The sequence below is a fragment of the Sphingopyxis lindanitolerans genome (assembly GCF_002993885.1).
Lineage (GTDB): Bacteria > Pseudomonadota > Alphaproteobacteria > Sphingomonadales > Sphingomonadaceae > Sphingopyxis > Sphingopyxis lindanitolerans.
The window spans coordinates 4,025,463-4,048,550 of record NZ_CM009578.1; the positions used below are offsets into that span (position 1 = coordinate 4,025,463).

Genomic DNA, 23,088 nt, shown 5'->3' on the forward strand with positions numbered 1-23,088 from the left:
TCAGCTTGCGGGCGGGACGACAGGATCGCGCGCCTCGGAGGTTTCGCCCCGAAGCTGGCGGCGGACGGCGACAAGGAAGCGGCTGCGCCAGAAGGCGATGATCAGCGCGGCGACTATGCCCCATGGCAAGATGGCCGCACCCAGCGTCAGAACGAAGGTCAACGCGGTGCCGCCGCTGCGCATCAGGGTCTCGCCCGCATTGGCGAAGGGGTTTTCGCGGCCGATGCCGGGCAGCCCGCCGTCGCTGACATAATTGAAGGCGACGCTCGTCCATGCGATCCGCGCTTCGCCGCTGCGACGGTTTTGGCGTTCGTCGCCGACTTGTCCGCGTAGCTGGCCGATCTGCGCAAGAATTTCAGCGCGCTCGCGCTTGTCGAGCCCGCCCGATTTCAACCGTTGTTCGAGCCGCGCAATTTCGGCCTCCGAACCCGCGCTTCGTTGCTGCGAGGCGAGGATTTGTGTGCCGACATCTTCGCCCGCGATGCTGGCATCGGCCAAAACGCCTTCGGCTTTTTCAACGCTCGCTATGGCGCCCGCACCGAATTTGCGCGCGATGCCGGGGTCGAGCTTGAACTGGGTCTGCGCCTCGACGAGCTTTTCGTCGGTGAGTTGATAGCGGACATCGACAATGCGGCAACGCTGGACGCCAAGCGTTTCGCAGGCGGCGGCATGCTGCTCCTGAACCTTCGAGATGCGATCGTCGGCAAGGCGAAATATATAGGAATAATCGAAAGCGACGCCGGGCGCGGCCTCCATGCCGATCCGGGGCGTGCGGGCGGCATCGGCCGCGCTGTCGGCTTCGCTCGTTGCTGCGGCGGAAGGGATGTCATTCGATGCGGCATCGTCGGCTGATTGTTCGGAGCAGCCGACAAGGGCGAGCGCCATCGCGCCCGCTAAGAGCTTATTTTGCATAGATACTCTCCCAAAACGCGACTCGTTGGCCGCGTGGGGTGACATATCATAAGTAATGTAGTTGACAATAAAATTCAGGCGGCTTGCACAAAGCTGTCCAGAACCCGTTTGCTGCCTGCCTGATCGAATTCGACCTCCAGCTTGTTGCCGTCGACATCCATGATTTCGCCGTAACCGAATTTCTCATGAAACACGCGCATCCCGATCGCGAGATCGGAGCGCGGTTTCGCACCGACCGAAGCGGCAGGCGCGCGCTCGCTGGGGACGGGGGCGCGCGTGACGGTCGATGAAGAGGCGACCGCGCGCTGCCACGCCGGGCCGCGCGTCATCGTGCGCGCGGGGTTGCGCTCCGCGACATGCGCGAAGGGGTCGCCCTGCGCCGACCAATTGGCGCGCCACAGGCTGGCCCCGCCGCCGAAGCTGTTTTCGCTGTCGACATGCTCGGGCGGGATTTCGCCGATGAAGCGGCTGGGGATGCTGCTCATCCACTGGCCGTAGATGCGGCGGTTGGCGGCGTGATAGATGGTCGCGCGCTGGCGGGCGCGGGTGATGGCGACATAGGCGAGGCGGCGTTCCTCCTCGAGGCTCGCGGTGCCGCCTTCGTCCATCGAACGCTGCGAGGGGAAGACGCCATCTTCCCAGCCGGCAAGGAAGACATGATCGAATTCGAGGCCCTTCGCCGCGTGGATCGTCATGATCGTGACGGTTTCGGTGTCGTCATTCTGATCGCGATCCATGACGAGGCTGACATGCTCGAGGAATTCTTCGAGCGTTTCATACTCCTCCATCGCCCGGACGAGTTCGGAGAGATTCTCGAGCCGCCCCGCCGCCTCGACGCTGCGATCGGCCTGGAGCATCGCGGTATAGCCCGATTCGTCGAGGATGAGCTGAGTCAGTTCGGGGTGCGACAGCGCGTTCGCCTTGCCCTGCCAACCGCGCATCAGTGCAACGAAGTTCGCGAGCTGGCGCCGCGCCTGCGGGGTCAGCTCGTCGGTCTCGGTAATCCGGGCCGCGGCGTGGAACAGCGGCGCGCGCTCATGCCGTGCATATTGATGGATACGCGCGAGCGCCTTGTCGCCGAGCCCGCGCTTGGGGACGTTGACGATGCGCTCGAACGCCAGATCGTCGGCGGGCGACTGGACAAGGCGCAGATAGGCGAGCGCGTCGCGGATTTCGGCGCGTTCGTAGAAGCGATAGCCGCCGACGATACGATAGGGCATGCCGATCGCGATAAAGCGATCCTCGAACTCGCGCGTCTGGAACTGGGCGCGGACGAGGATGGCGGTGCGGTCGAGGCTGATCTTGCGGTGCTGGAGCGTTTCCAGCTCCTCGCCGATCCGCCGCGCTTCCTCCGGCCCGTCCCATACGCCGACGACGCGCAGCTTGTCGCCGGGTTCAAGGTCGGTCCACAGCGTCTTGCCGAGCCGGTCCGAATTCTGCGCGATCAGCGCCGAAGCGGCGGCAAGGATTTGCGGGGTCGAGCGATAATTTTGTTCGAGGCGGATCACCGTCGCGCCGGGGAAATCCTTTTCAAAGCGCAGGATGTTCGCCACCTCGGCGCCGCGCCATGAATAGATCGACTGGTCGTCGTCGCCGACGCAGCAGATATTCTTCCGGGTCTGCGCCAGCAGGCGGAGCCAGAGATATTGGCTGGCGTTGGTGTCCTGATATTCGTCGACGAGGATATATTTGAAGCGGTTCTGAAAATGTTCGAGCACGTCGCGGTGGGTTTTCAGGATCACCAGCATGTGGAGCAGCAGGTCGCCGAAATCGCAGGCATTCAGCGTTTTCAGCCGGGCCTGGTAGAGGGCGTAGAAATGCTGGCCCTTGCCATCGGCATAGGCTTCGCGGTCGGCGGCATCGAGGTCGCCCGGCACGAGGCCGCGGTTCTTCCATTTGTCGATCAGCCCGGCAAGCTGGCGCGCCGGCCAGCGTTTTTCGTCGAGCCCCTCGGCCTGGATGAGCTGTTTGAGCACGCGAAGCTGGTCGTCGGTGTCGAGGATGGTGAAATTGCTTTGCAGCCCGACCAGTTCGGCGTGACGGCGGAGCATCTTCGCCGCGATGCTGTGAAAGGTGCCGAGCCACGGCATCCCCTCGACCGCGTCGCCGATCATCCGCCCGATCCGCTCGCGCATCTCGCGCGCCGCCTTGTTGGTGAAGGTGACGGCGAGAATCTCGGACGGCCAGGCGCGGCGCGTCGCGATGATGTGAGCGAGGCGGGCGGTCAGCGCCGCGGTCTTGCCGGTGCCCGCGCCCGCGAGCATCAGCACCGGCCCCTCGGTCGTCAGCACCGCTTGCCGCTGCGGACCGTTGAGACCGCGCAGGTAGGGCGGATCCGATGCGTCGGGTAAAGGAGCAATGGGCGTGTTCACGCGCGAACGATTAGGGAACAGCGGCGGTGCTGTCCAGTGCGCGGCGAAGCCTCGACGGCTCGCGCCGCCCCAATTCGTCGAGCGTCGCAAGCGCCATCGCGCGATAGGCGGGAAGCAGGTCGGGGCAATGGGCGGTGAGCGCGGCCAGATGCCCCGCGACGGTCTGGTCGTCCCCGCGCAGCAGCGGCCCCGACAAGGCCGCGAAGCCGCGTTCCAGGCTGTTTTCGAGCGCCGCGCGAACAAGGGGCGCAAGCAGCGCCGCGGGGTCGTCGACCCCCGCCGCGGTCAGCGCGTGCGACGCGCCCGTCATCACCGTCACCAGATGGTTGGAGGCGTGGCAGAGCGCGGCATGATAGAGCGGGCGGCGTTCCTCCTTTATGTCGACCGCGATGCCGCCGAGCAGACCGACGATCTGCCGCGCGGCGTCGCTGGCCTGCGGCGAGGAACCCGTGATCGCGAAGCGCGCCCGCGCCATGCGCTCGACCTCGCTTCGCGCATCGCCGGTAAAGGTCATCGCTGGATGGATCGCCGCGGTCAGCGCTCCAACGTCGCGCAGCGGATCGAGGATCGCGGCGCCGCTGGCGCCGCTGACGTGAAAAACGAAGGGCGCGGCACGCGCGGGCAAGGCGGCCGCGAGGTCGGCAGCTACGGCTTCGAGTGCGTCGTCGGAGACCGCGATAGCGATGACATCGCAGCCGCTTGCGAGATCGTTCAGCCGCGGCGCTGCAACCGCGTGGGCGACGGCGCGGGCCTTGTCAGGCGATCGCGTCCACAGCAGCGGCCGCCGGACCGAATGCTGCGTGAGAGCAAGCGCCAGCGCCTGCGCGACGCGGCCCGCGCCAACGATGCCGATCTGATTATATGCGGTCATGGGATTGCCTCTACCGTGGCTGAAACCGTTTCGCCAACCATCTGAACGCGCAAAATGACCGTCACCCCCGCGAAGGCGGGGGCGACGGATCTTTGCATATTATTCCGCAGGCATTCTCCCCGCCGCTATTCCGCCTTGCGCAACCCCGTCCAATCCGTCCAAAGCGGCGCCGACGAAAAGCCGACGAAACAAGGGAAGGGACGTTGCCCGTGGATTTGGCACCCTATCGCGCGAACCGGCGCATCCTGACCGCGAGCCTTGTCGGCACCGCGGTCGAATTTTATGATTTCTATATCTATGCCACCGCCGCGGCGCTGGTGATCGGGCCGCTCTTCTTTCCCGCCGAATCGCCGTCGGCGCAGCTGATGTTCAGCTTCATGAGTTTCGGGCTCGCCTTTCTGGCGCGGCCGGTGGGCGCGATCGTCTTTGGTCATTATGGCGACCGCATCGGGCGCAAGTCAACGCTGGTCGCCTCGCTGATGCTGATGGGCGCGTCGACGCTGCTGATCGCCTTCCTGCCCACCTATGCGATGGTCGGCTGGGTCGCGCCGCTGCTGCTCTGCATCCTGCGGTTCGGGCAAGGGCTGGGGCTCGGCGGTGAATGGGGCGGCGCGGCGCTGCTCGCGGTCGAAAATGCGCCGCCCGGATGGAAGTCGCGCTTCGGCATGTTCCCGCAATTGGGCGCGCCGGTCGGCTTTATCGCCGCAAACGGACTGTTCCTGCTGCTCGGAGTGTTTTTGAGCGACGCCGATTTCGCCCGCTGGGGCTGGCGAATCCCCTTTCTCTTTTCGGCGGTGCTTGTCGCCCTGGGGCTGTGGGTGCGGCTGAAGATCGGCGAGACGCCGGATTTTGCCGCGGCGCTGGAGAAGGAGGCGCCGGTCGCCATTCCGCTCGGCGAGCTGTTTCGCCATCATCTCGTCACGACGTTCGCGGGCACCTTCGCGGTCGTCGCCTGTTTCGCGATCTTCTATCTCGCGACCAGTTTCGCGCTCGCGCACGGGACGACGACGCTCGGTTATCCGAAGGAGACCTTCCTGCTCGTCCAGCTCGGCGCGATCCTGTTCATGGCGGGCGGTATCATATTCGCGGGCTATGCGAGCGATGCGTCGAGCCCGCAGCGCGTGCTGACCTGGGGATGCGGCGCGACGATCCTCATCGGCTTGCTGTTCGGGCCGTCGCTTGCGTCGGGAAGCTGGCCGATCATCTTCGCCGGGCTCGCGTCGGCGCTGTTCGTGATGGGCCTGGTCTATGGTCCGCTCGGAAGCTGGCTGACCGCGCTGTTCCCGGTGCGCGTGCGCTATACCGGCGCATCGGTGACCTTCAACGCCGGCGGCATATTGGGCGGCGCGCTCGCGCCGATCATCGCGCAGGCCTTGAGCGATTGGCGCGGAACCGACGTGGTGGGGCTGTATCTCGCGCTCGCCGGGGTCGTGAGCTGGATCGGGTTGCGGATGGTGCGGGGCAAAGCCGCCGAATAGCGAAACACCGCTATTCGGGGCGCAATATCGTCAGCTTCGCCTTGCCGACGCGGCGCTCGGCGTCGATCGCGAACCCCGCGACTTCGACGGCTTCCTTGCCGCCGGTCTCGATCGAAACCCAGCTTTCGGGGCCGATCCAGCCGAGCCGGTTCAGCTTGTCGAGCGCAACGCTGCCCGCGCCAGTCTCATACGGCGCGTCGATCAGCAGCAGATCGAAGCTGCGCCGCGCGGGGCCGAGCGCGAGAACCGATCCGGCGCGAACATCGGCGCGCGGCGCCGCACCGAGCGCCGCGAGATTGCTCCGCAGTGCGTCGAGCGCGTCGCGGTCCTGCTCGCCGAACAGGCAATGCGCGGCACCGCGCGACAGCGCTTCGATGCCGAGCGCCCCCGACCCCGCGAAAAGGTCGGCGACATAGAGTCCCTCGAAACTGCCCACGCGGCTCGTCAGCATCGAGAAGAGCGTCTCGCGCGTGCGGTCGGCGGTGGGGCGCGTCGCGTCATTCCGCGGTGCGACCAGTTTGCGGCCGCGCCATTCGCCGGCGATGACGCGCATCAGCCGAGCCGACGCCGGAACTGGAACAGCGCGTCGCGTGCGACGACCTCGACCTGCCCCACATCGAGTTCCTCGACGGTAAACTGCCCGTAGCGGGTGCGGATGAGGCGGCTGACCTGGAGGCCGAGATGTTCGAGGACGCGGCGAACTTCGCGGTTCTTGCCCTCGGTCAGCGTCATCTCGATCCACTGGTTGCGGCCGGTGCGGCGTTCGAGATTGGCGTCGATCTTGCCATAGCGAATGCCGTCGATCTCGATGCCGAGGACGAGTTCTTCGAGCTGCGCCTGGCTGATGTCGCCAAAGGCGCGCGCGCGATAGGTGCGCTCGACCCCGCTCGCGGGCAGTTCGAGCTGGCGTTTGAATTCGCCGTCGTTGGTGAGGAGCAGCAGGCCTTCGGTATTATAATCGAGCCGCCCGACCGGCATCAGGCGCGGCAGGCCCTTGGGCATCACGTCATAAATCGTCTTGCGGCCCTTTGGGTCGCGCGCCGCGGTCAGGCAGCCGACGGGCTTGTAGAAACGATAGAGGCGGGTCGAGACGGGTTTTTCGACCGGGTTGCCATCGACGGTCAGCCCGTCGAGCGAGGAAAGCAGCGGCGCGGGCTGCGCGATCACTTCGCCGTTCAGCGCGATGCGGCCTTCCTCGATCATCCGCTCGACGTCGCGGCGCGATCCGACCCCGGCGCGGGCGAGCAGTTTCGCGATGCGCTGCGGGCCATCCTCGTGTTCGGGTTCGGCCTGGGGCTTGCGCGGCGCGGCGGCTCCGCGCGCGGCACGGCGTCCGCGGGGGGCATCGGAGGGCGCCGAACGGGGCGCGCTGCGGGGTGGACGGCGGATGGTCATGGGAACGGGTGCGGCTTTCTTGTCGTTTTTGGACACAGAGTGTGACTTTGTGATCACGCTCATAGCCCGAAATATGTCGCTTCGTCGATGGCAAGCACAAGCGATGTTGCAGGATGGGCCGGAGCGAGTCATGGCGAGCTTAAAGGGAGTTCATATGCTCTTCGCGTCTCGCCCGTCGTGCATCAAGCGCTTGCTGGTCATCGAGGATGACCCGCTGGTCGCGTTCGATAGCGAGCGGACGCTGAAGCACGGCGGCTATGACATCGTCGCGACGGTCGATTCGGGTGAAGCCGCGGTCGCGGTGATCGCCTCGACCCAGATCGACGCGATCGTCCTCGACCTGGGTCTTGCGGGCCATATGACGGGGCGCGAAGTCGCCCGGCTTGCCCGCGACCGCGGCATCGCGGTGCTGCTGGTGACCGGCACGTGCCCCGCCGATGCCGAAGACATCGCGGTCGCCTGCCTCGGCAAGCCGCACAGCGCCTCGGCGCTACTTTCTGCGGTGAAAGCGGTCGAGACGATAACCTGCAAGAAAAAGGCGCCGCGCAAGGTCAACGGCCTCGTCACCTTCTGGCGACCCGAGGCGGCGTAATGCCGCGGCGCTTCGGCGTGCTTTTCGAATTAGCCGCTTCCAATTTGTCCCCGACGCTTTAGGCCATGATCGATCAGGTCGGGCATTGCGTATCGGATGCCAAGGGGAGAGCGGAATTTGCAAGCTGACAGCGTGACGCCGGCGCCACGGGGCTGGCTGGACAGCATCCGGCCCTATCTGGAGCGTGCGCCCGTCGCGGCTTTCCTGCTCGGCGTGTCCTCGGGCTTTCCCTACGCGATGATCGGCGCGACGCTGACGACGCGCCTCGCGCAGGACGGCATCGACAAGAAAACGGTGACCGCCTTCACGCTCGCCTTCCTCGTCTACAACCTCAAGCCACTCTGGTCGTGGGTGGTCGATGGCGTTCGCTTGCCCGTTCTGGGCCGGGCCGGTCAGCGCGTATCGTGGATCATCCTCGCTGCCGTGCTCGTGATGGCCGCTGTCGCCAACCTTGCGCTGCAGGATCCCAAGGCCGATATCTATCAGACCGCAATTGCGGCGATCCTCGTCGGTTTCGCTGGCGCGACCTTCGACATCGTGATCGATGCCTATCGCATCGAAACGCTGAAGCCCGCGCAACTCGGGATCGGATCGGGGATGAGCCAATATGGCTGGCGCATCGGGTCCGCGGGCGCTGGCGCGCTCGCGCTTTACCTCGCGGCACGGCACGGGTGGGGGGCCGCCTATCTCGCCTGCGCGCTCTTCGCGCTTCCGGCGGTGGTCGCCGCGCTGTGGCTTGGCGAGCCCGATCGGCACCGCGACCCCGCGCGGCGCAAGGGCGGAAGCGCGATCATCCAATCGATCATCGGGCCCTTCGTCGAATTTTTTCAGCGAGAGGGCGCGCTGCTGGTGCTGCTGTTCGTGCTCGTCCACAAGATCGGCGACACGCTCGCCAACCTGACGTTCCGCCTGCTGTTCGACGACCTCGGCTACACGAACGACGAGATCGCCCTCTATGACGTCGGCATCGGTTTCTGGGCGTATCTGATCGGCATCTTCGTCGGCGGCATCCTCTATTCGCGCATGGGGATGAAGCGGTCGGTGCTGGTCAGCCTGATCCTGATGGCGGTGTCGAATTTCAGCTTCGCCGCGCTCGCCGCGGTCGGGCACAGCAATTGGGGCATGGCGGGCGCGATCGGGTTCGAGAATTTCGCGAGCGGGATCGGCGGCGTCGTCGTCGTCGCCTATTTCTCCGCGCTTTGCGATCTGCGCTTTACCGCGGCGCATTATGCGCTGATTTCCTCGGCGGCCAGCATCGTGGGGCGCTTCGTCACCGGCACGACTGCGGGGGGGCTGATCGAAAGCTTCGGCTATGTCCAATTCTACCTGCTTACCACCGCGGCGGCGGTGCCGGGTATCCTGCTTTTCTGGTGGATGATGCGCACCGGACTGGTCGATCTGTCGGTCGGTTCGGCGGGCAAGGTCGAAGGGGTAGACGAAAAAGCGACGCCCGGCTGATCGTCAGTCGGGCGATTGCCCATTGGCCCGCAACACCTCGCCCGCCAGATAGAGCGAGCCGCAGATCAGCCCATCGGCGGGGCCGCGATGGCCGCGGACGAAGGACAGGGCAGCCACGACATTATCGCAAGGCTGCACGTCGGCGATCGCCAGTTCGCTTTGGACCCGGCGGCAGAGGTCGAGCGGATCATGATGCTCGTGTCCCGGAATCGGCACCGCCTGAAACGAGGCGATCTTGTCGGCGAACGGGCGCAGGAAGCCGGTCGCATCCTTGTTCGCGAGCAGGCCGCAGATGACGTGCAGCGACGGGCGACCGGCGAGCGCCTTCGCCAGCGCCGCACCCGCATCGGGATTATGGCCGCCGTCGAGCCAGAGCGCCGCGCCCGGCGGCAGCATCGCGGCCAGCGGCCCCGCGTCGAGGCGCGGCAGTCGCGCCGGCCAGTGCGCGCGCGTCATCGCCTCGGCCAAGGCGCTTTCGGGAATGGCGAGCATCGCCTGATGACGAAGCATCGCGACGGCGAGCGCGGCATTGTCCGCCTGGTGCGAACCCGTCATCGCGGGAAGCGGCAGGCGGAGCGTGCCGCGTGCATCGCGGTAATGGACGTCGCTGTCGTCGGTCGTTGCATCCCATGCGTCGCCCCGATCGATCACCATCGCACCTGCCTTTGCCGCCTGCTTCGCGACTTCGGCACGCACCGAGGACGGATAGGCCTGCGTCACCAGCGGTGCGCCCGCCTTCGCAATGCCCGCCTTTTCAAAGGCGATGCGGTCGAGCGGGGCCGTCGGCACATTGTCCTCTGGCGCGAGCAGAAAGGCCTCATGGTCGATGCCGAGCGAGGCGATGCCGCAGACCGCCGGGTGCGCAATGATATTCGTCGCGTCGAGCCGCCCGCCAAGCCCAACCTCGACGATGCAGGCGTCGGCGGGGGTTCGCGCGAAGGCGAGGAAGGCGGCGGCGGTCGTGACTTCGAAAAAGCTCGCCTCAAGCCCCTCGGCGACGTCGAGCACCTCGCCGAGCAACGCGGCGAGCAGCGCGTCGTCGATCAGCGAACCCGAGAGCCGGATGCGCTCGTTGAAGCGGACGAGATGCGGGCTCGAATAGACGTGCGCCGTCAGCCCCGCCGCCTCGATCGCGGCGCGCAGGAACGCGCAGGTCGAACCCTTGCCGTTGGTGCCCGCGACATGGAGCACCGGCGGCAGCTTGTCCTGTGGATTGCCGAGCCGCGCGCAGAGTTCGGTGATGCGGTCGAGCCCAAGGATATCGCGCCCTGGCGACAGCATCGCAAGACGATCGAGCTGCGCCTGAACGGCGGGATCGGAGCTGTGGGCGTGGTCGGGCATGGTCGGATACCGCTTAACAGATATTCGTCGTTGCGAGCGGAGCGAAGCAATCTCCAGCCTTCGGCATGGCACTATGCCGAGGGCTGGGGATTGCCGCGTCGCTTCGCTCCTCGCAATGACGTGTCGGGAAGGATCAGGCCGCCTTTTCGGGCGCCAGATAGCCAATCAGGCGACCGAGGGTTTCGGGCAACTGCTTGCGGTGGACGACCATGTCGATCATCCCATGGTCGAGCAGATATTCGGCGCGCTGGAACCCTTCGGGCAATTTCTCGCGGATCGTATTCTCGATCACGCGCTGGCCGGCGAAACCGATGAGCGCCTTGGGCTCGCTGATCTGGACATCGCCGAGCATCGCATAGCTGGCGGTAACGCCGCCGGTCGTCGGGTCGGTGAGCAGCACCACGTAGGGAAGACCGGCGCGGCGCAGGCGCGCAAGCGCCACCGTGGCACGCGGCATCTGCATCAGCGACAGCGTGCCTTCCTGCATCCGTGCGCCGCCCGCCGCGGTGATCGCAATGTAAGGGACGCCGCGCTGGATCGCCTGTTCGACGCCGGTGACGAAGGCCTCGCCCACCGCGACGCCCATCGATCCACCCATGAAGGCGAAATCCTGAACGCCGATGACGGCGCCCTGGCCCGAGATGCGGCCGAACGCATTCTGATAGGCGTCGCGGTCGCCGGTCTGTGCGCGCGCCGCCTTGATACGGTCGACATATTTCTTGGTATCACGGAACTTCAGCGGGTCTTCGGGCGCGGGCGGCGAGGCGATGAGGTCGTGCAGGCCGCCATCGAACAACTGCGCGAAACGTTCCTTGGCGCCGATGCGGTCGTGATGGTCGCAGCGCGGGCAGACGTTGAGATTATCTTCCCATTCCTTGACGAACACCATCTGCTGGCACTGGCGGCATTTGTGCCAGAGATTGTCGGCGGTATCGCGCTTGGCGGTGAAGGGCAGGGCGTTGCGGACGCGGTCGAGCCAGCTCATGCGGCGATCTCCTTTGCGCCGTGGATAGCATCGGCGAGGGTGCGGGTGAAAGCCTCGACATAAGGCGCGGCGGCGTCGCCATGCTCGGCGATGATGTCGATGAAGGCCGACCCGACGACGACGCCATCGGCGACCTTAGCGATTTGCGCCGCCTGCTCGGGCGTGCGGATACCGAAGCCGACCGCGACGGGCAGGTCGGTGGCGGCTTTCAGGCGCGCCACCGCATCCTCGATGCTCGCCTGCGCGGCCTGCTGAAGCCCGGTGATTCCGGCGACCGAGACATAATAAAGGAAACCGCCCGCGCCGTTCAGCACGTCGGGCAGGCGCGCCGCATCGGTGGTCGGGGTGGCGAGGCGGATGAGGTCGACGCCCGCAGCGCGGAGGCTCGGGCCGAGTTCGGCATCCTCTTCCGACGGAATATCGACACAAATCACGCCATCGACGCCCGCCTTGGCGCATTCGGCGGCGAACCAGTCGGCGCCGCGGATCGTCATCGGATTGGCATAGCCCATCAGGACGAGCGGAACGTTGGGGTGCCGCTGGCGGAAGGCAGCGGCGATCGCGAAGATCGTGGCGGTCGTCGTCCCCTTGGCGAGCGCGCGCAGGTTCGCGGCCTGGATCGCGGGACCGTCCGCCATCGGATCGGTGAAGGGCATGCCGAGTTCGATCACATCGGCTCCCCCCGCGACGAGTGCATCGAGGATCGCGCCGGTGTCGCCGTCGCCCGCGGTGATGAAAGTGACGAGCGCGGGGCGCGGTTTGGCGAAGGTGGTGGCGAAGCGGGTCATAGGACTTTTCTCTCGAATCGCGGCGTGAGGAGCGGAGCCGACATTATGAGATTGCCGATATCATAGCTGCCGTGTTCCCCCGCGAAGGCGGGGGTCCATCTCCCATGTTGGGAAGGCGCGGCGCCGCTCGCTGGATGTTGCCAGGGCAGGTGATGGACCCCCGCCTTCGCGAGGGAACACGGCTGGGCATTCCAAAGCTTCATGCTTTTAAAGCTCCACCCCCAGCGCATCCGCCACCGTGAAGATGTCCTTGTCGCCGCGGCCCGAACAGTTGACGATGATCACCTTGTCCTTGCCGAGCGTCGGCGCGATGCGTTCGGCGGCGGCGATCGCGTGGGCGCTTTCGAGAGCCGGGATGATGCCTTCGAGCTTGGTGAGCTTCTGAAAACTCGCCAGCGCTTCGTCATCGGTGACCGGCTCGTAGCGAACGCGGCCGATGTCGTGGAGCCAGCTATGCTCCGGCCCGATGCCCGGATAGTCGAGGCCGGCCGAAATGCTGTGCGCCTCGGTGATCTGGCCATCCTCGTCCTGGAGCAGATAGGTCTTGTTGCCGTGAAGGATGCCGGGGCGCCCGCCCGCGAGGCTGGCGGCGTGTTTGCCATCGAGGCCTTCGCCCGCGGCCTCGACGCCGACGATCTCGACACCTTCATCGTCGAGGAAGGGGTGGAACAGGCCGATGGCGTTCGACCCGCCGCCCACGGGGGCGATCAGCATGTCGGGAAGGCGCCCTTCGGCCTCCAATATCTGCGCGCGCGCTTCGTCGCCGATCACCGACTGGAAGTCGCGGACGAGCTCGGGATAGGGGTGCGGGCCGGCGACGGTGCCGATGATGTAGAAGGTGTCGTGGACGTTGGCGACCCAGTGGCGCAGCGCTTCGTTCATCGCGTCCTTGAGGGTTTTCGCGCCCGACTCCACCGCGACGACTTCGGCGCCGAGCAATTTCATGCGGAACACATTGGGCTGTTGCCGCGCGACATCGACCGCGCCCATGAAGATGGTGCAGGGCAGACCGAACAGCGCGGCGACGGTCGCGGTCGCGACACCATGTTGCCCGGCGCCGGTTTCGGCGATGATCTTTTGCTTGCCCATCCGCTTGGCGAGCAGAATCTGGCCGATGCAATTGTTGATCTTGTGCGCGCCGGTGTGGTTGAGATCCTCGCGCTTGAGGTAGATTTTCGCGCCACCAAGATTCGCGGTCAGCCGCTCGGCGAGCCACAGCGGGCTGGGGCGCCCGACATAATGTTTGAGCAGATAGTCGAACTCGGCCTTGAACGCCGGGTCGGCCTGCGCGGCGCGATAGTGACGCTCGAGATCGAGGATCAGCGGCATCAGCGTTTCGGCGACATAGCGGCCGCCGAACTGGCCAAAGTGGCCGCGTTCGTCGGGGCCGGTGCGAAGGCTGTTGGGTGCGTGTGTCATCGGCCCGTCGCTTTAAGGAAAGCGGCGATCTTGTCCACATCCTTGACGCCCGGCGCGCTTTCGACACCCGACGAGACATCGACGAGCGGCGCGCCGGTTTCGGCGATCGCCTGCGCGACATTAGCGGGAGTCAGCCCGCCCGCGACACCCCAGTCGATGCTGTGGCGGTGATTCTTGAGCAGCGACCAGTCGAAACGCGTGCCGGTGCCGCCGGGAAGCGCCGCGGCGGGCGCGTCGAACAGGATGCGGTCGGCGGCGCCGTCATATTTGCGGACGCGATCGAGCGTGCCGGCGTCGGCGAGCCCGACGGCCTTCCACACCTCCGCGGGGACGAGCCGCTTGACCGCCGCGAGCCATTCGGGGGTTTCGTTGCCGTGGAACTGGACGATGTCGGGACGAACCTGGCTCAGGGCTTCGCCGGTGAGTTGCTGCGAAGCGTTCACGAGCAGCAGCGCGACCTTGACCTTCCCCTCTGCGCGCTGACGGAGGTCGGTCGCGGTCTTGAGGTCGACGTGGCGCGGGCTCGGCGCATAATGGACGAGGCCGATATGCGTCGCGCCGAGGCGGATCGCGGCGTCGAGCGTTTCGGGGGTCGAGAGGCCGCAGATTTTGACGAATGGGGGCATAGTTTCCGAATTTCATTGCTCCGTTCGCATCGAGCGAAGTCGAGATGCCCCTCAACCTTGCGCTGTTTCGATGGGTGTCTCGACTTCGCTCGACACGAACGGGAATTGCGACAGGTTTCTAAAGCGTCGCCTCGATCTCGCGCGCGGCGAGATCGGGGTCGGTCGACTGGCTGATCGGGCGGCCGACGACCAGGATCGAGGCGCCGTCGGTCATCGCCTGCGCCGGGGTGACGACGCGTTTCTGGTCGCCCGCCTTGCCGTTCGCCGGGCGGACGCCGGGGACGACGAAGAAACCGCCGGGCCAGGCCTTGCGCGCCGCTTTCACTTCGTGGCCCGAGCAGACGATGCCGTCGAGCCCCGATTGGCGCGCGAGCGCGGCGAGCCGGACGACCTGCTCGTGCGGACCGCCGCCGACGCCGATATCGTCCAAATCGGGGGCGTCGAGGCTGGTCAGCACGGTGACGCCGATGACCTTGGTGGCCGTTCCCGCCGCCGCCTTTGCTTCCTCCATCATCGCGCGGCCGCCCGCGGCGTGGATGGTCAGGATCGCGGGTTCGAGCGGGCGCAGCGCCTGGATCGCTTTGGCGACGGTGTTGGGAATGTCGTGCAGTTTGAGGTCGAGGAAGATCGGCAGGCCGAACTTCGCCATTTCATGGACGCCATGATGGCCGTTGGCGCAGAAGAATTCGAGGCCAAGCTTCAATCCGCCGACATGGTGCCGCACCTTCTGCGCCAGCGTCAGCGCGGCGTCGAGGTGGGGCGTGTCGATGGCGAGGTAGATGGGCGATGTCATGGTTTGTCCGTCGGAAAAAGGTCGGCGGGGGCGGAAGAAACGGCGCTCACCGGTGTCGCGGCGGGGGCAGGTTCGACGGGGCGGTTGGCGAGCGCGCGCAGATCGGAAAGCTGCCGCTCGTTGCTGTCGAGCCGCCGCTTCAGCGACCAGCGCGTCGTGCGCAGCGCCACCCACATCGGCACCGCGCCGATCAGGAAGGAAGCGAGGATGACGAGCGGTAATTTGGTTTCGGCTTCCCAGCCGGGCCAGATGGTCACGGTCACGACGCGCCAGTTCGCCATCGCGAAAATTACCAGCACGGTGGTCAGCAAGACCCAGATGATCGTCCGCAGGATTCCCACTTGGCTTGCTCCTCGGTTGGCCTCCAGACGACCCTATGCCAGAATGTTGCGGGTTTCCAGCCCTTCGCCCCGATGAACGGCGTCAGCCGAACACCCGGTCGAAGATCGTGTCGACATGCTTCATATGATAGCCAAGGTCGAACAGCGCGGTCAGTTCGTCGAGCGACAGCTTGGCCATGATGTCGGCGTCGCCCTTGAGCAGATCGAGCAGCGACAGCTGTCCGTCGCTTTCCCAGACCTTCATCGCGTTGCGCTGAACGAGCGCATAGCTGTCCTCGCGGCTGGCGCCCGCCTGGGTCAGCGCGAGCAGCACGCGCTGCGAATGGACGAGGCCGCCCATACGATCGAGATTCTTCTGCATCCGTTCGGGATAGACGAGCAGCTTGTCGACGACGCCGGTCAGCCGCGCGAGCGCGAAGTCGAGCGTGATCGTCGCGTCGGGGCCGATGAAGCGTTCGACCGACGAATGGCTGATGTCGCGCTCGTGCCAGAGCGCCACATTCTCGAGCGCCGGAGTCACCGCGCTGCGCACCATGCGCGCCAGGCCGGTCAGATTTTCGGTCAGCACCGGGTTGCGCTTGTGCGGCATCGCCGACGAGCCTTTCTGGCCCGGCGAGAAATATTCCTCGGCCTCGAGCACTTCGGTGCGCTGGAGGTGACGGACTTCGACCGAAAGCCGTTCGATCGACGAGGCGACGACGCCGAGAACGGCGAAGAACATCGCGTGGCGATCGCGCGGGATGACCTGCGTCGACACGGGTTCGATCGCGAGGCCGAGCTTTGCGGCGACATGCGCTTCGACGCGCGGGTCGATATTGGCGAAGGTGCCGACCGCGCCCGAAATGGCGCAGGTCGCGATCTCGGCGCGCGCGGCCTGGAGGCGGAGCTTGCAGCGCGAAAATTCGGCATAGGCCTCGGCCAGCTTCAATCCGAAGGTGACGGGTTCGGCGTGAATGCCGTGACTGCGGCCGATCGTCGGGGTGTGCTTATGCTCAAGCGCACGGCGCTTGATCGCGGCGAGCAGCGCGTCGAGGTCGGCGAGCAATATGTCGGCCGCCTGGCTGAGCTGAACCGCAAGGCAGGTGTCGAGCACGTCCGAACTGGTCATGCCCTGGTGCATGAAACGCGCTTCGTCGCCGACATTTTCCGCAACCCAGGTCAGAAAAGCGATGACGTCATGCTTGGTCACCGCCTCGATCGCGTCGATCGCGGCGACATCGATCACGGGGCTGGTGGCCCACCAGTCCCACAGCGCTTTCGCGGCGGATGACGGCACCGTTCCAAGCTCGGCGAGCGCGTCGGTGGCATGCGCCTCGATCTCGAACCAGATGCGGAACCGATTCTCCGGCGACCAGATCGCGGTCATTTCCGGTCGGGCATAACGGGGAACCATCGGATTTCCTTTTCAATTTTCGGGCGGCACCGCAGAATCCGTTCGGAAACGCGATGGGGCGCCCCCTAGCAGGGACGGGCGGTTTCGCCAATCGCCAGCCTTTCGCAACTTTCGGCAAATCGGACGGGTTGCCCTCATGCCCCTTCCACAAGTCGGCAGGTCGGAACGCCCTCGCCGCAACAGGAGTAGTTAGATGCTTAAATACGTGCTTTTAATCGGTGCCGCGGCCGTCAGCTTCCCCGCACTCGCGCAGACAACGGAACCCGCCAGCGATCAGCCGGCGCCGACCCAGTCGGAACCCGCGACGAGCGATCCGGCTCCGGAGCCCGACCAGAAAGCGGATACCGAGAAGGCGCAGCCCGCCCCCGACAGCACCACCACGCCGACGCAGGATCCGGATTCGGACAAGCAGGACGAACCCGCGCCCGAACCCGATTCGTCGCCGCAGTAACAGGAGACCATCATGTTGAAGCATCTGCTTATCATCGGCGTCGCCGCCGTAAGCATGCCCGCCTTCGCGCAGGAAACCCCGCCCGCCGATCCGACGGCGCCCCCGCCGACCGAGCAGTCGGATCCGTCCACGACGGCCCCGACACCGATGCCCGAAAGCGCGCCACCCGCCGGGGAAGCCACGGCACAGCCCGAAGCTTCGGGCACCCCCGCGACGTCGGCGCAGGTCGCGCAGATCGTGAACAGCGAGTTTGCATCCTATGATGCGGACAAGAGCAACGATCTCAATCAGGCCGAATTTTCCGCTTGGATGAAGAAGCTGCGCACGGCGACCGAACCGTCGGTCGATCCCGAATCGGAACAGGTGAAGACCTGGATCGGACAGGCCTGGACGGCCGCCGATGCCGACAAGTCGGGCGCGGTGAGCAAGGAAGAGCTTACCGGCTTTTTGACGCGCGGTTCCTGATACCGCGGGTCCAGCGAACGAAGCGGCCGCCGGAGCGATCCGGCGGCCGTTTCCGTTCGGTTCGCATCAGTTCGTCGCCGCCGCCGGCTGGATGACGCCGACGACCGACAAGGCGCGTTCATGGCCGTCGCGGTCGGGCCAGCGGATCGATTGCCCCTGCCGCAATCCGATCAGCCCGGCGCCGACGGGGGTCAGGATCGAAACCCGCCCCGCCGCAATGTCCGCTTCGTGCGGATAGACGAGCTGGATCGTCCGGGCTTCGCCATTGGCTTCGTCGATGAATTCGACCTGGCTCGACATGGTCACGACGTCGCGCGGCATGTCCTTCGCGCTGTGGACCGTCGCGCGCGAGATTTCATCGGTCAGCAGCGCGCTGACCTGCGGCATGCGCTTTTCGACGCTGACGGCCAGATCCGCCAGGGCGTCGGCTTCCGAATCGATCATATGAATGGATGGCCGCCGGCGCGGCTTGCGTGGGGTCGTCATGGTGTAAGCTTTCCGCACAGGGGGAAGGGGGGAGGGGTGGAAGCGCGGCGCGCTGCTACACCCGATAAGATCGGAATTTCGCCCCGGGTCTCGGGGCGCGACGCACCGGAACCCGGGGCTAGATGCCCGCGAGAAGCTGACCCCCGTGGAAACGGAATCGAAGATGGCGGTGCTGATTCTGCATCTGCCGATGATGTCGCACCCGCCCCGGTAAGTAAAGCCGGATCAGATGAGGCCCATTGCGCGCAGGCTGCGATAGTCCGATCCGCCGACGATGATATGGTCGTGCAGGACGATGCCGAGCCTTCCCGCCGCCTCGGCGATGTCGCGGGTGATCGCGATGTCCTGCCGACTCGGTTCGGCGCTTCCGCTCGGATGATTATGGACGAGGATGATCGCCGCGGCGCCGAGTTCGAGCGCGCGCTTGACCACCTCGCGGACATAGATCGCCGATTGGTCGATCGATCCTTCGCTCGCCACTTCGTCGCGGATCAGCATGTTGCGCGAATTGAGATAGAGGACGCGCACGCGCTCGATGCCGGTCGGCGCCATGTCGGCGCGCAGCCAGTCGAGCAGCGCGTCCCAACTCGACAGGAGGGGCTTTTCGTGAAGCGCGCCCTTCAGCATGCGCAGGCTGGTCGCCTGGACGATTTTCAGGGCTGCGACCGCGGTGTCGCCCATGCCGTCGACGCGGCGCAGCGCATCGGGGTCGGCGCTGATCAATTGCGCGAGCGAGCCGAATTCGCGGAGCAGCGCCTTGGCAAGCGGTTTGGTGTCGCGGCGCGGGATCGCGAGCGCGAGCAGATATTCGACCAGTTCATAGTCCGCCATCCCCTCGGACTCGCCGAGCAGTCGCGCTCGCAGCCGCGCGCGATGTCCCGCATGATCTGGCGCCGGTGTGTCCCCCATCGATGCGGGCATAACCAGCTTGTGGGGCGCACTCAACGGCCATAAGGTTTGTCGCTGATGACACCGTCCCTATTCCTGCAGCCAAATGCGCCATTTCGGCGTTATTTGTCGAAACGGGGCCAGCCCGCCGGGGCGCATGAGGATCGAATATCAGCGTCATGACGTCATCGGGCCTATTCTTTTCCCACCGATCGCTGCGGCTTGCGCATGACTGACGCGGACGAGAACCCGCCGCTCAGGCTGCGCAGGCGGACGATCCTGTTCAAGAAGCGCTGGCTGACCGCGGGCGCGGTGGTCGCGCTCGCGGGCGTGCTGTGGCTGGCGCGCGAGCCGATCGCCGACCGGGTCATCCGCGAACAGTTCGACGACCGCGGTATCCCCGCCCGCTATACGATCGACGCGATCGGATTCCGAAACGAACGATTGTCGAACCTCGTCATCGGTGACCCCGCGCGCCCCGACCTGACCGCAAAGACGGTCGAAGTTTCGCTCGGCTATGGTTTTTCGGGGCCTTATGTCGCGGGCGTCCGTGCCGACGGCGTGCGGCTCTATGGCCGTTTCGTCGATGGCCAGATTTCGCTGGGCTCGCTCGACAAGTTTCGCGATCCGACCGACACGACACCCTTCGCCTTGCCCGACCTGTTCGCGCAGTTGACCGACGCGCGCGCACGCATCGAAACGCCGTGGGGCGATGTCGGCGCGGCGCTCAATGGGCGCGGCAATCTTCGCCGCGATTTCACCGGGCAACTCGCGCTCGTCGCGCCCGACCTCGCCGCGGCGGGATGCGCCATCGACGGCGCGACCTTCTATGGCGCCGTGCGCGTGCGCGACGTGCGCCCCAGCCTGTCGGGGCCCTTGCGCGCGAAGACGCTGGCTTGCGCCGACGGCGACGTCACGGCGGTGTCGCCGCAGATCGCGCTCGACCTGTCGCTGTCGGAGAATCTGCGAAGCTGGAAGGGCAGCGCCGATGCCGCCCTCTCCCGGCTGGCGGCGGGATCGGTGATCGCCGATCGGCTGGGCGTCAAAGCCGGTTTTTCCGGCACGGCCGACCGAACGGCGATCGAAATCGACGCCGACATGGCGCGGCTGCGCGGGAACGGCTTTGCCGCGCAAAGCGTCAACCTCGATGCCAAGGGCACGGTCGGACGCCAGGCACCGGCACTCACAGGCCGTCTCGCCTTCGCCCGCGCGAGCGGCAGTGAGGCGTTGCGGCGATCGATCGTCGAGGGCGCAAAAGCCCTCGACGGCACACCGCTCGGTCCGTCGGCGAAGCGCGCCGCCGCGGCGCTCGCCCATATGCTCGCCGACGCCGGTGGCAGCACGCGCTTCGCGCTGGCGGGCGAGGGGCAGAATGCACGAATCGAACTGATCGCACCCGAAATGGCGAGCGCCAGCGGCGCGCGTTTCACAGGCAGCCCGGATAGCCGCATCACCTATATCTTTGGAACGCCGACGCCAGCGGTAACAATGCTGGGAAGCTGGACGTTCGGCGGCGGCGATCTGCCCGCGGGCTCGCTGTCGCTTGACCGCCGGGCCGATGGAGCGATCAGCGGCCTCGCGCGCTTCGAGCCCTATGGCGCGGAAGGGTCGCGGCTCGCGCTCACCCCCGTCCGCTTTTCGGGCAACGGTGGCCTGCTGCGCTTTTCGACCCGCGCCGAACTGTCGGGACCGCTGGCGGGCGGGCGGGTCGAGCGGCTGACCGTGCCGCTGAGCGGCGCGCTGTCGGCGACCGGAGCCCTGGCGCTCGATGGCGGCTGCACGCGCATCGGCGCCGAGCGCATTGCTGTATCGGGCTTCCGGCTTGGCCGGACCGGCATCGACCTGTGCAGCCGCCCCGGGGCGCCGCTGCTGAGCGCCGGGGCGGGCGGCTTGCGCGGAACGATCCGCATTCCCTCGCTCGCGCTGCGCGGCGCCAGCGGATCGTCGCCCTTCGCTTTCGACGCGCGCGGCGCCGAGATCGACCTGGCGTCGCTGCGCTGGGCGGTGGCGCTTGCCGACGTCCGGCTCGGCGAAGGCGACAGTGTCACCCGCTTCGCCGCCGGTCGGATCACGGGCCGGCCCGCGGCAGACGGCCTGGCGGGCGATCTGATCGGCGCCAGCGGCAAGATCGGCGCGGTGCCGCTCAACCTCAGCGAGATTGCGGGCCGGTGGCGCTATGCGGGCGGCGCGCTATCGCTCGACGGTGGTGTGCTGCTGACCGATGCCGCCGCGCCCGCCCGCTTTGCGCCGCTGGTCAGCAAGGAGGCTAGCCTGCGCTTCGCGAACGGCGTGATCGAAGCAAACGCGGGGTTCAGCGAGCGCGAGCAGGGCGTCCATATTCTCGACACGGTGATCCGCCACCGGCTCGGCGACGGCACGGGCAGCGCCGACCTGACCGTCAAGGAAATCCGCTTCGACGATCAATTCCAGCCCGCCATGCTGACCCCGCTGGCGCTCGGCGTCGTCGCCAATGTCCAGGGATCGGTCGTCGGCGACGGGCGGATCGAGTGGACAGCCGACGGGGTCACCAGCCGCGGAACCTTTGCGACCGCGAACACCGACCTTGCGGCCGCTTTCGGCCCGGTCACGGGGCTGACCGCGACGCTGAGCTTCGACGATCTGATCGGCCTTCATTCTGCGCCGGGACAGAAAGCGTCGATAAAAGAGATAAATCCCGGCATTCCCGTTACCGATGGCGAGATCGAATATCGGCTGATCGGCGGCAACCGCGTTCGCATCGAGGGCGGGCGCTGGCCCTTTGCGGGCGGCGAATTGCGGCTGCACCCGGCGACGCTCGACTTCGCTGCCGACCAGCCGCGCCGGCTCAGCTTCGATGTCGTCGGGATCGACGCCGCCGCCTTTCTTCAGCAGTTCGGCTTCGACAATATCAATGCCACCGGCAAGTTCGACGGGACGCTGCCGGTCGAGTTCGACGGGCTAGGCGGCCGCATCGTCGGCGGGCGCATCGATGCCCGATCGGGCGGCGGCACGATCGCCTATGTCGGCGAATTGTCGAACCACAATCTCGGCACGATCGCCAATTTTGCCTTTGGCGCGCTGCGGTCGCTGAAATATGACGATCTGGCGATCCTGCTGAACGGCGACCTCGACGGCGAAATGGTGACCGATATCCGTTTTGGCGGCGTGGGGCAGGGCGAAGGCGCGACGCGCAATTTCCTGACCAGCCAGATCGCCAAGATCCCGCTGGTGTTCAACGTGAAGGTCACCGGACCCTTTCGGCAATTGGTGACGTCGGCCAAGGGCTTTTACGACCCGACGGTCTGGGTCGAGCAGAATTTGTCGAAACTGATAGAAGAGCAGGAAGCGGCGACATCAGGCACCTCCGCAACCGTTCAGCCCCCAGAAAGCGAGCCCGTGCGATGAAGAACAGGAAGAAGGAAGCAAGGAGACCGGGTATCGGCGGTCGGTGCATGGCGGTGATGGCCGGAGCGGCAATGCTTGGCGGCTGCGTCCAGATCGCGACCCCCGACAAGCCGATCGAGATCAACCTGAACATCAACATCAAGCAGGAAATCGTTTACAAGCTGGATGGGGATGCCAAGAAGCTCATTGAGCAGAATAGTGGCATATTCTGACGAGATAGGAATGATGATGATGAAACAGTGGAAACCCGCCGGATGGGCGATGGCCGCGATTGCGGCGACGGCGACGATCGGTCTGGCCGTCCCCTCCGCCATGGCGCAGCGCGATCCGGCCTATGCGGCCGCCCGTTCGGCGGGGCAGATCGGCGAGCAGCCCGACGGCTATCTGGGTTTCGTTTCGAGCCCGACACCGGCGGTGCGCGACATGGTCAACGACATCAATATCAAGCGCAAGGCGGCCTATACCAGCGGCGCGCCCGCGGGCAGCACGGTCGAACAATTCGCCTTCGTCACCGGCTGCAACCTGATCGCCAAGGCCAAGCCGGGCGAGAAATACAAGGCACCCGACGGCCGCTGGCTGACCCGCGACGCGAGCCCGCCGGTGCGCGATTCGCGCTGCCCGTAACCAAATAGCCTTGCAAGGCGGCTTCC

General features: G+C 66.2%; 23 protein-coding genes. 8 read left to right on the forward strand and 15 right to left on the reverse strand.

Going from position 1 to position 23,088, the window contains the following annotated elements:
* From CVO77_RS19020 to CVO77_RS19030, 3 genes are read right to left on the reverse strand one after another with little or no spacing between them, the layout of a single operon-like run.
* Complete coding sequence (locus tag CVO77_RS19020) at window positions 1–957, reverse strand: DUF4349 domain-containing protein (protein ID WP_106000422.1); 957 nt, start codon at window positions 955–957, stop codon at window positions 1–3.
* A gap of 29 nt (window positions 958–986) precedes the next feature.
* A complete protein-coding gene (locus CVO77_RS19025; protein WP_242446019.1) occupies window positions 987–3,284 on the reverse strand; it encodes an ATP-dependent helicase in 2,298 nt (765 codons plus the stop codon).
* 10 nt (window positions 3,285–3,294) lie between these two features.
* Entirely contained in the window at window positions 3,295–4,155 is an 861-nt protein-coding gene (locus CVO77_RS19030) for a Rossmann-like and DUF2520 domain-containing protein (RefSeq protein WP_106000423.1), read from the reverse strand.
* A 215-nt stretch (window positions 4,156–4,370) separates the two neighbouring features.
* Between CVO77_RS19030 and CVO77_RS19035 the strand changes: the two genes are divergently transcribed.
* Window positions 4,371–5,633 (forward strand): MFS transporter, encoded by a 1,263-nt coding sequence (locus CVO77_RS19035; RefSeq protein ID WP_242446202.1) that lies wholly within the window; start codon window positions 4,371–4,373, stop codon window positions 5,631–5,633.
* Window positions 5,634–5,643: 10 nt separating this feature from the next.
* On the opposite strand, the gene rsmD is transcribed toward CVO77_RS19035, so the two are convergent.
* Together rsmD and CVO77_RS19045 are read right to left on the reverse strand one after the other, a co-directional pair.
* Entirely contained in the window at window positions 5,644–6,186 is a 543-nt protein-coding gene (gene rsmD, locus CVO77_RS19040) for a 16S rRNA (guanine(966)-N(2))-methyltransferase RsmD (protein WP_106000424.1), read from the reverse strand.
* Complete coding sequence (locus CVO77_RS19045; protein WP_106000425.1) at window positions 6,186–7,028, reverse strand: pseudouridine synthase; 843 nt, start codon at window positions 7,026–7,028, stop codon at window positions 6,186–6,188. The genes rsmD and CVO77_RS19045 overlap by 1 nt, the downstream gene beginning before the upstream one ends.
* 154 nt (window positions 7,029–7,182) lie before the next feature.
* On the opposite strand from CVO77_RS19045, the gene CVO77_RS19050 reads away from it, so the two are divergent.
* Window positions 7,183–7,620, forward strand: a complete 438-nt coding sequence (locus tag CVO77_RS19050) for a response regulator (RefSeq protein WP_106000426.1) — start codon at window positions 7,183–7,185, stop codon at window positions 7,618–7,620.
* A 96-nt stretch (window positions 7,621–7,716) separates the two neighbouring features.
* Window positions 7,717–9,078, forward strand: a complete 1,362-nt coding sequence (locus CVO77_RS19055; protein WP_106000427.1) for an AmpG family muropeptide MFS transporter — start codon at window positions 7,717–7,719, stop codon at window positions 9,076–9,078.
* Window positions 9,079–9,081: 3 nt separating this feature from the next.
* Here the strand turns inward: CVO77_RS19055 and CVO77_RS19060 are convergent, their stop codons facing one another.
* From CVO77_RS19060 to purB, 8 genes are all read right to left on the reverse strand, one after another.
* Entirely contained in the window at window positions 9,082–10,419 is a 1,338-nt protein-coding gene (locus tag CVO77_RS19060) for a bifunctional folylpolyglutamate synthase/dihydrofolate synthase (RefSeq protein ID WP_106000428.1), read from the reverse strand.
* A gap of 133 nt (window positions 10,420–10,552) precedes the next feature.
* Window positions 10,553–11,404, reverse strand: coding sequence for an acetyl-CoA carboxylase, carboxyltransferase subunit beta (gene accD / locus CVO77_RS19065; protein ID WP_106000429.1), 852 nt, complete (start codon window positions 11,402–11,404; stop codon window positions 10,553–10,555).
* Window positions 11,401–12,192 carry a tryptophan synthase subunit alpha gene (gene trpA / locus CVO77_RS19070; protein ID WP_106000430.1) on the reverse strand — a complete coding sequence of 264 codons (792 nt, stop codon included), beginning with the start codon at window positions 12,190–12,192 and terminating at the stop codon, window positions 11,401–11,403. Before trpA ends, accD begins: the two co-directional genes overlap by 4 nt.
* 207 nt (window positions 12,193–12,399) lie before the next feature.
* On the reverse strand, window positions 12,400–13,611 hold the full coding sequence (trpB, locus tag CVO77_RS19075) for a tryptophan synthase subunit beta (RefSeq protein WP_106000431.1): 1,212 nt from the start codon (window positions 13,609–13,611) through the stop codon (window positions 12,400–12,402).
* Entirely contained in the window at window positions 13,608–14,237 is a 630-nt protein-coding gene (locus CVO77_RS19080; protein WP_106000432.1) for a phosphoribosylanthranilate isomerase, read from the reverse strand. The genes trpB and CVO77_RS19080 overlap by 4 nt, the downstream gene beginning before the upstream one ends.
* Before the next feature lie 118 nt (window positions 14,238–14,355).
* Window positions 14,356–15,030 (reverse strand): orotidine-5'-phosphate decarboxylase, encoded by a 675-nt coding sequence (gene pyrF / locus CVO77_RS19085; RefSeq protein WP_106000433.1) that lies wholly within the window; start codon window positions 15,028–15,030, stop codon window positions 14,356–14,358.
* Window positions 15,027–15,371, reverse strand: coding sequence for a lipopolysaccharide assembly protein LapA domain-containing protein (locus CVO77_RS19090; RefSeq protein ID WP_242446021.1), 345 nt, complete (start codon window positions 15,369–15,371; stop codon window positions 15,027–15,029). The genes pyrF and CVO77_RS19090 overlap by 4 nt, the downstream gene beginning before the upstream one ends.
* Before the next feature lie 82 nt (window positions 15,372–15,453).
* Window positions 15,454–16,764: an adenylosuccinate lyase gene (purB, locus tag CVO77_RS19095; protein ID WP_106000434.1), complete on the reverse strand. Its 1,311-nt coding sequence runs from the start codon at window positions 16,762–16,764 to the stop codon at window positions 15,454–15,456.
* A 193-nt stretch (window positions 16,765–16,957) separates the two neighbouring features.
* On the opposite strand from purB, the gene CVO77_RS21445 reads away from it, so the two are divergent.
* Window positions 16,958–17,215, forward strand: a complete 258-nt coding sequence (locus CVO77_RS21445) for a hypothetical protein (protein ID WP_192878846.1) — start codon at window positions 16,958–16,960, stop codon at window positions 17,213–17,215.
* A 12-nt stretch (window positions 17,216–17,227) separates the two neighbouring features.
* On the forward strand, window positions 17,228–17,680 hold the full coding sequence (locus CVO77_RS19105; protein ID WP_106000435.1) for an EF-hand domain-containing protein: 453 nt from the start codon (window positions 17,228–17,230) through the stop codon (window positions 17,678–17,680).
* Between the two features lie 66 nt (window positions 17,681–17,746).
* On the opposite strand, the gene rnk is transcribed toward CVO77_RS19105, so the two are convergent.
* Together rnk and radC are read right to left on the reverse strand one after the other, a co-directional pair.
* Complete coding sequence (rnk, locus tag CVO77_RS19110; RefSeq protein ID WP_106000436.1) at window positions 17,747–18,166, reverse strand: nucleoside diphosphate kinase regulator; 420 nt, start codon at window positions 18,164–18,166, stop codon at window positions 17,747–17,749.
* A 225-nt stretch (window positions 18,167–18,391) separates the two neighbouring features.
* Window positions 18,392–19,075: a RadC family protein gene (gene radC, locus CVO77_RS19115; protein ID WP_106000953.1), complete on the reverse strand. Its 684-nt coding sequence runs from the start codon at window positions 19,073–19,075 to the stop codon at window positions 18,392–18,394.
* A gap of 207 nt (window positions 19,076–19,282) precedes the next feature.
* On the opposite strand from radC, the gene CVO77_RS19120 reads away from it, so the two are divergent.
* The 3 genes from CVO77_RS19120 to CVO77_RS19130 are packed head-to-tail and all read left to right on the forward strand — an operon-like array spanning window position 19,283 to window position 23,062.
* Window positions 19,283–22,438 (forward strand): intermembrane phospholipid transport YdbH family protein, encoded by a 3,156-nt coding sequence (locus CVO77_RS19120; protein WP_242446022.1) that lies wholly within the window; start codon window positions 19,283–19,285, stop codon window positions 22,436–22,438.
* Complete coding sequence (locus CVO77_RS19125; RefSeq protein ID WP_242446023.1) at window positions 22,435–22,650, forward strand: YnbE family lipoprotein; 216 nt, start codon at window positions 22,435–22,437, stop codon at window positions 22,648–22,650. The genes CVO77_RS19120 and CVO77_RS19125 overlap by 4 nt, the downstream gene beginning before the upstream one ends.
* A gap of 10 nt (window positions 22,651–22,660) precedes the next feature.
* Entirely contained in the window at window positions 22,661–23,062 is a 402-nt protein-coding gene (locus CVO77_RS19130) for a YdbL family probable chaperone protein (RefSeq protein ID WP_106000437.1), read from the forward strand.
* Window positions 23,063–23,088 lie beyond the last annotated feature (26 nt).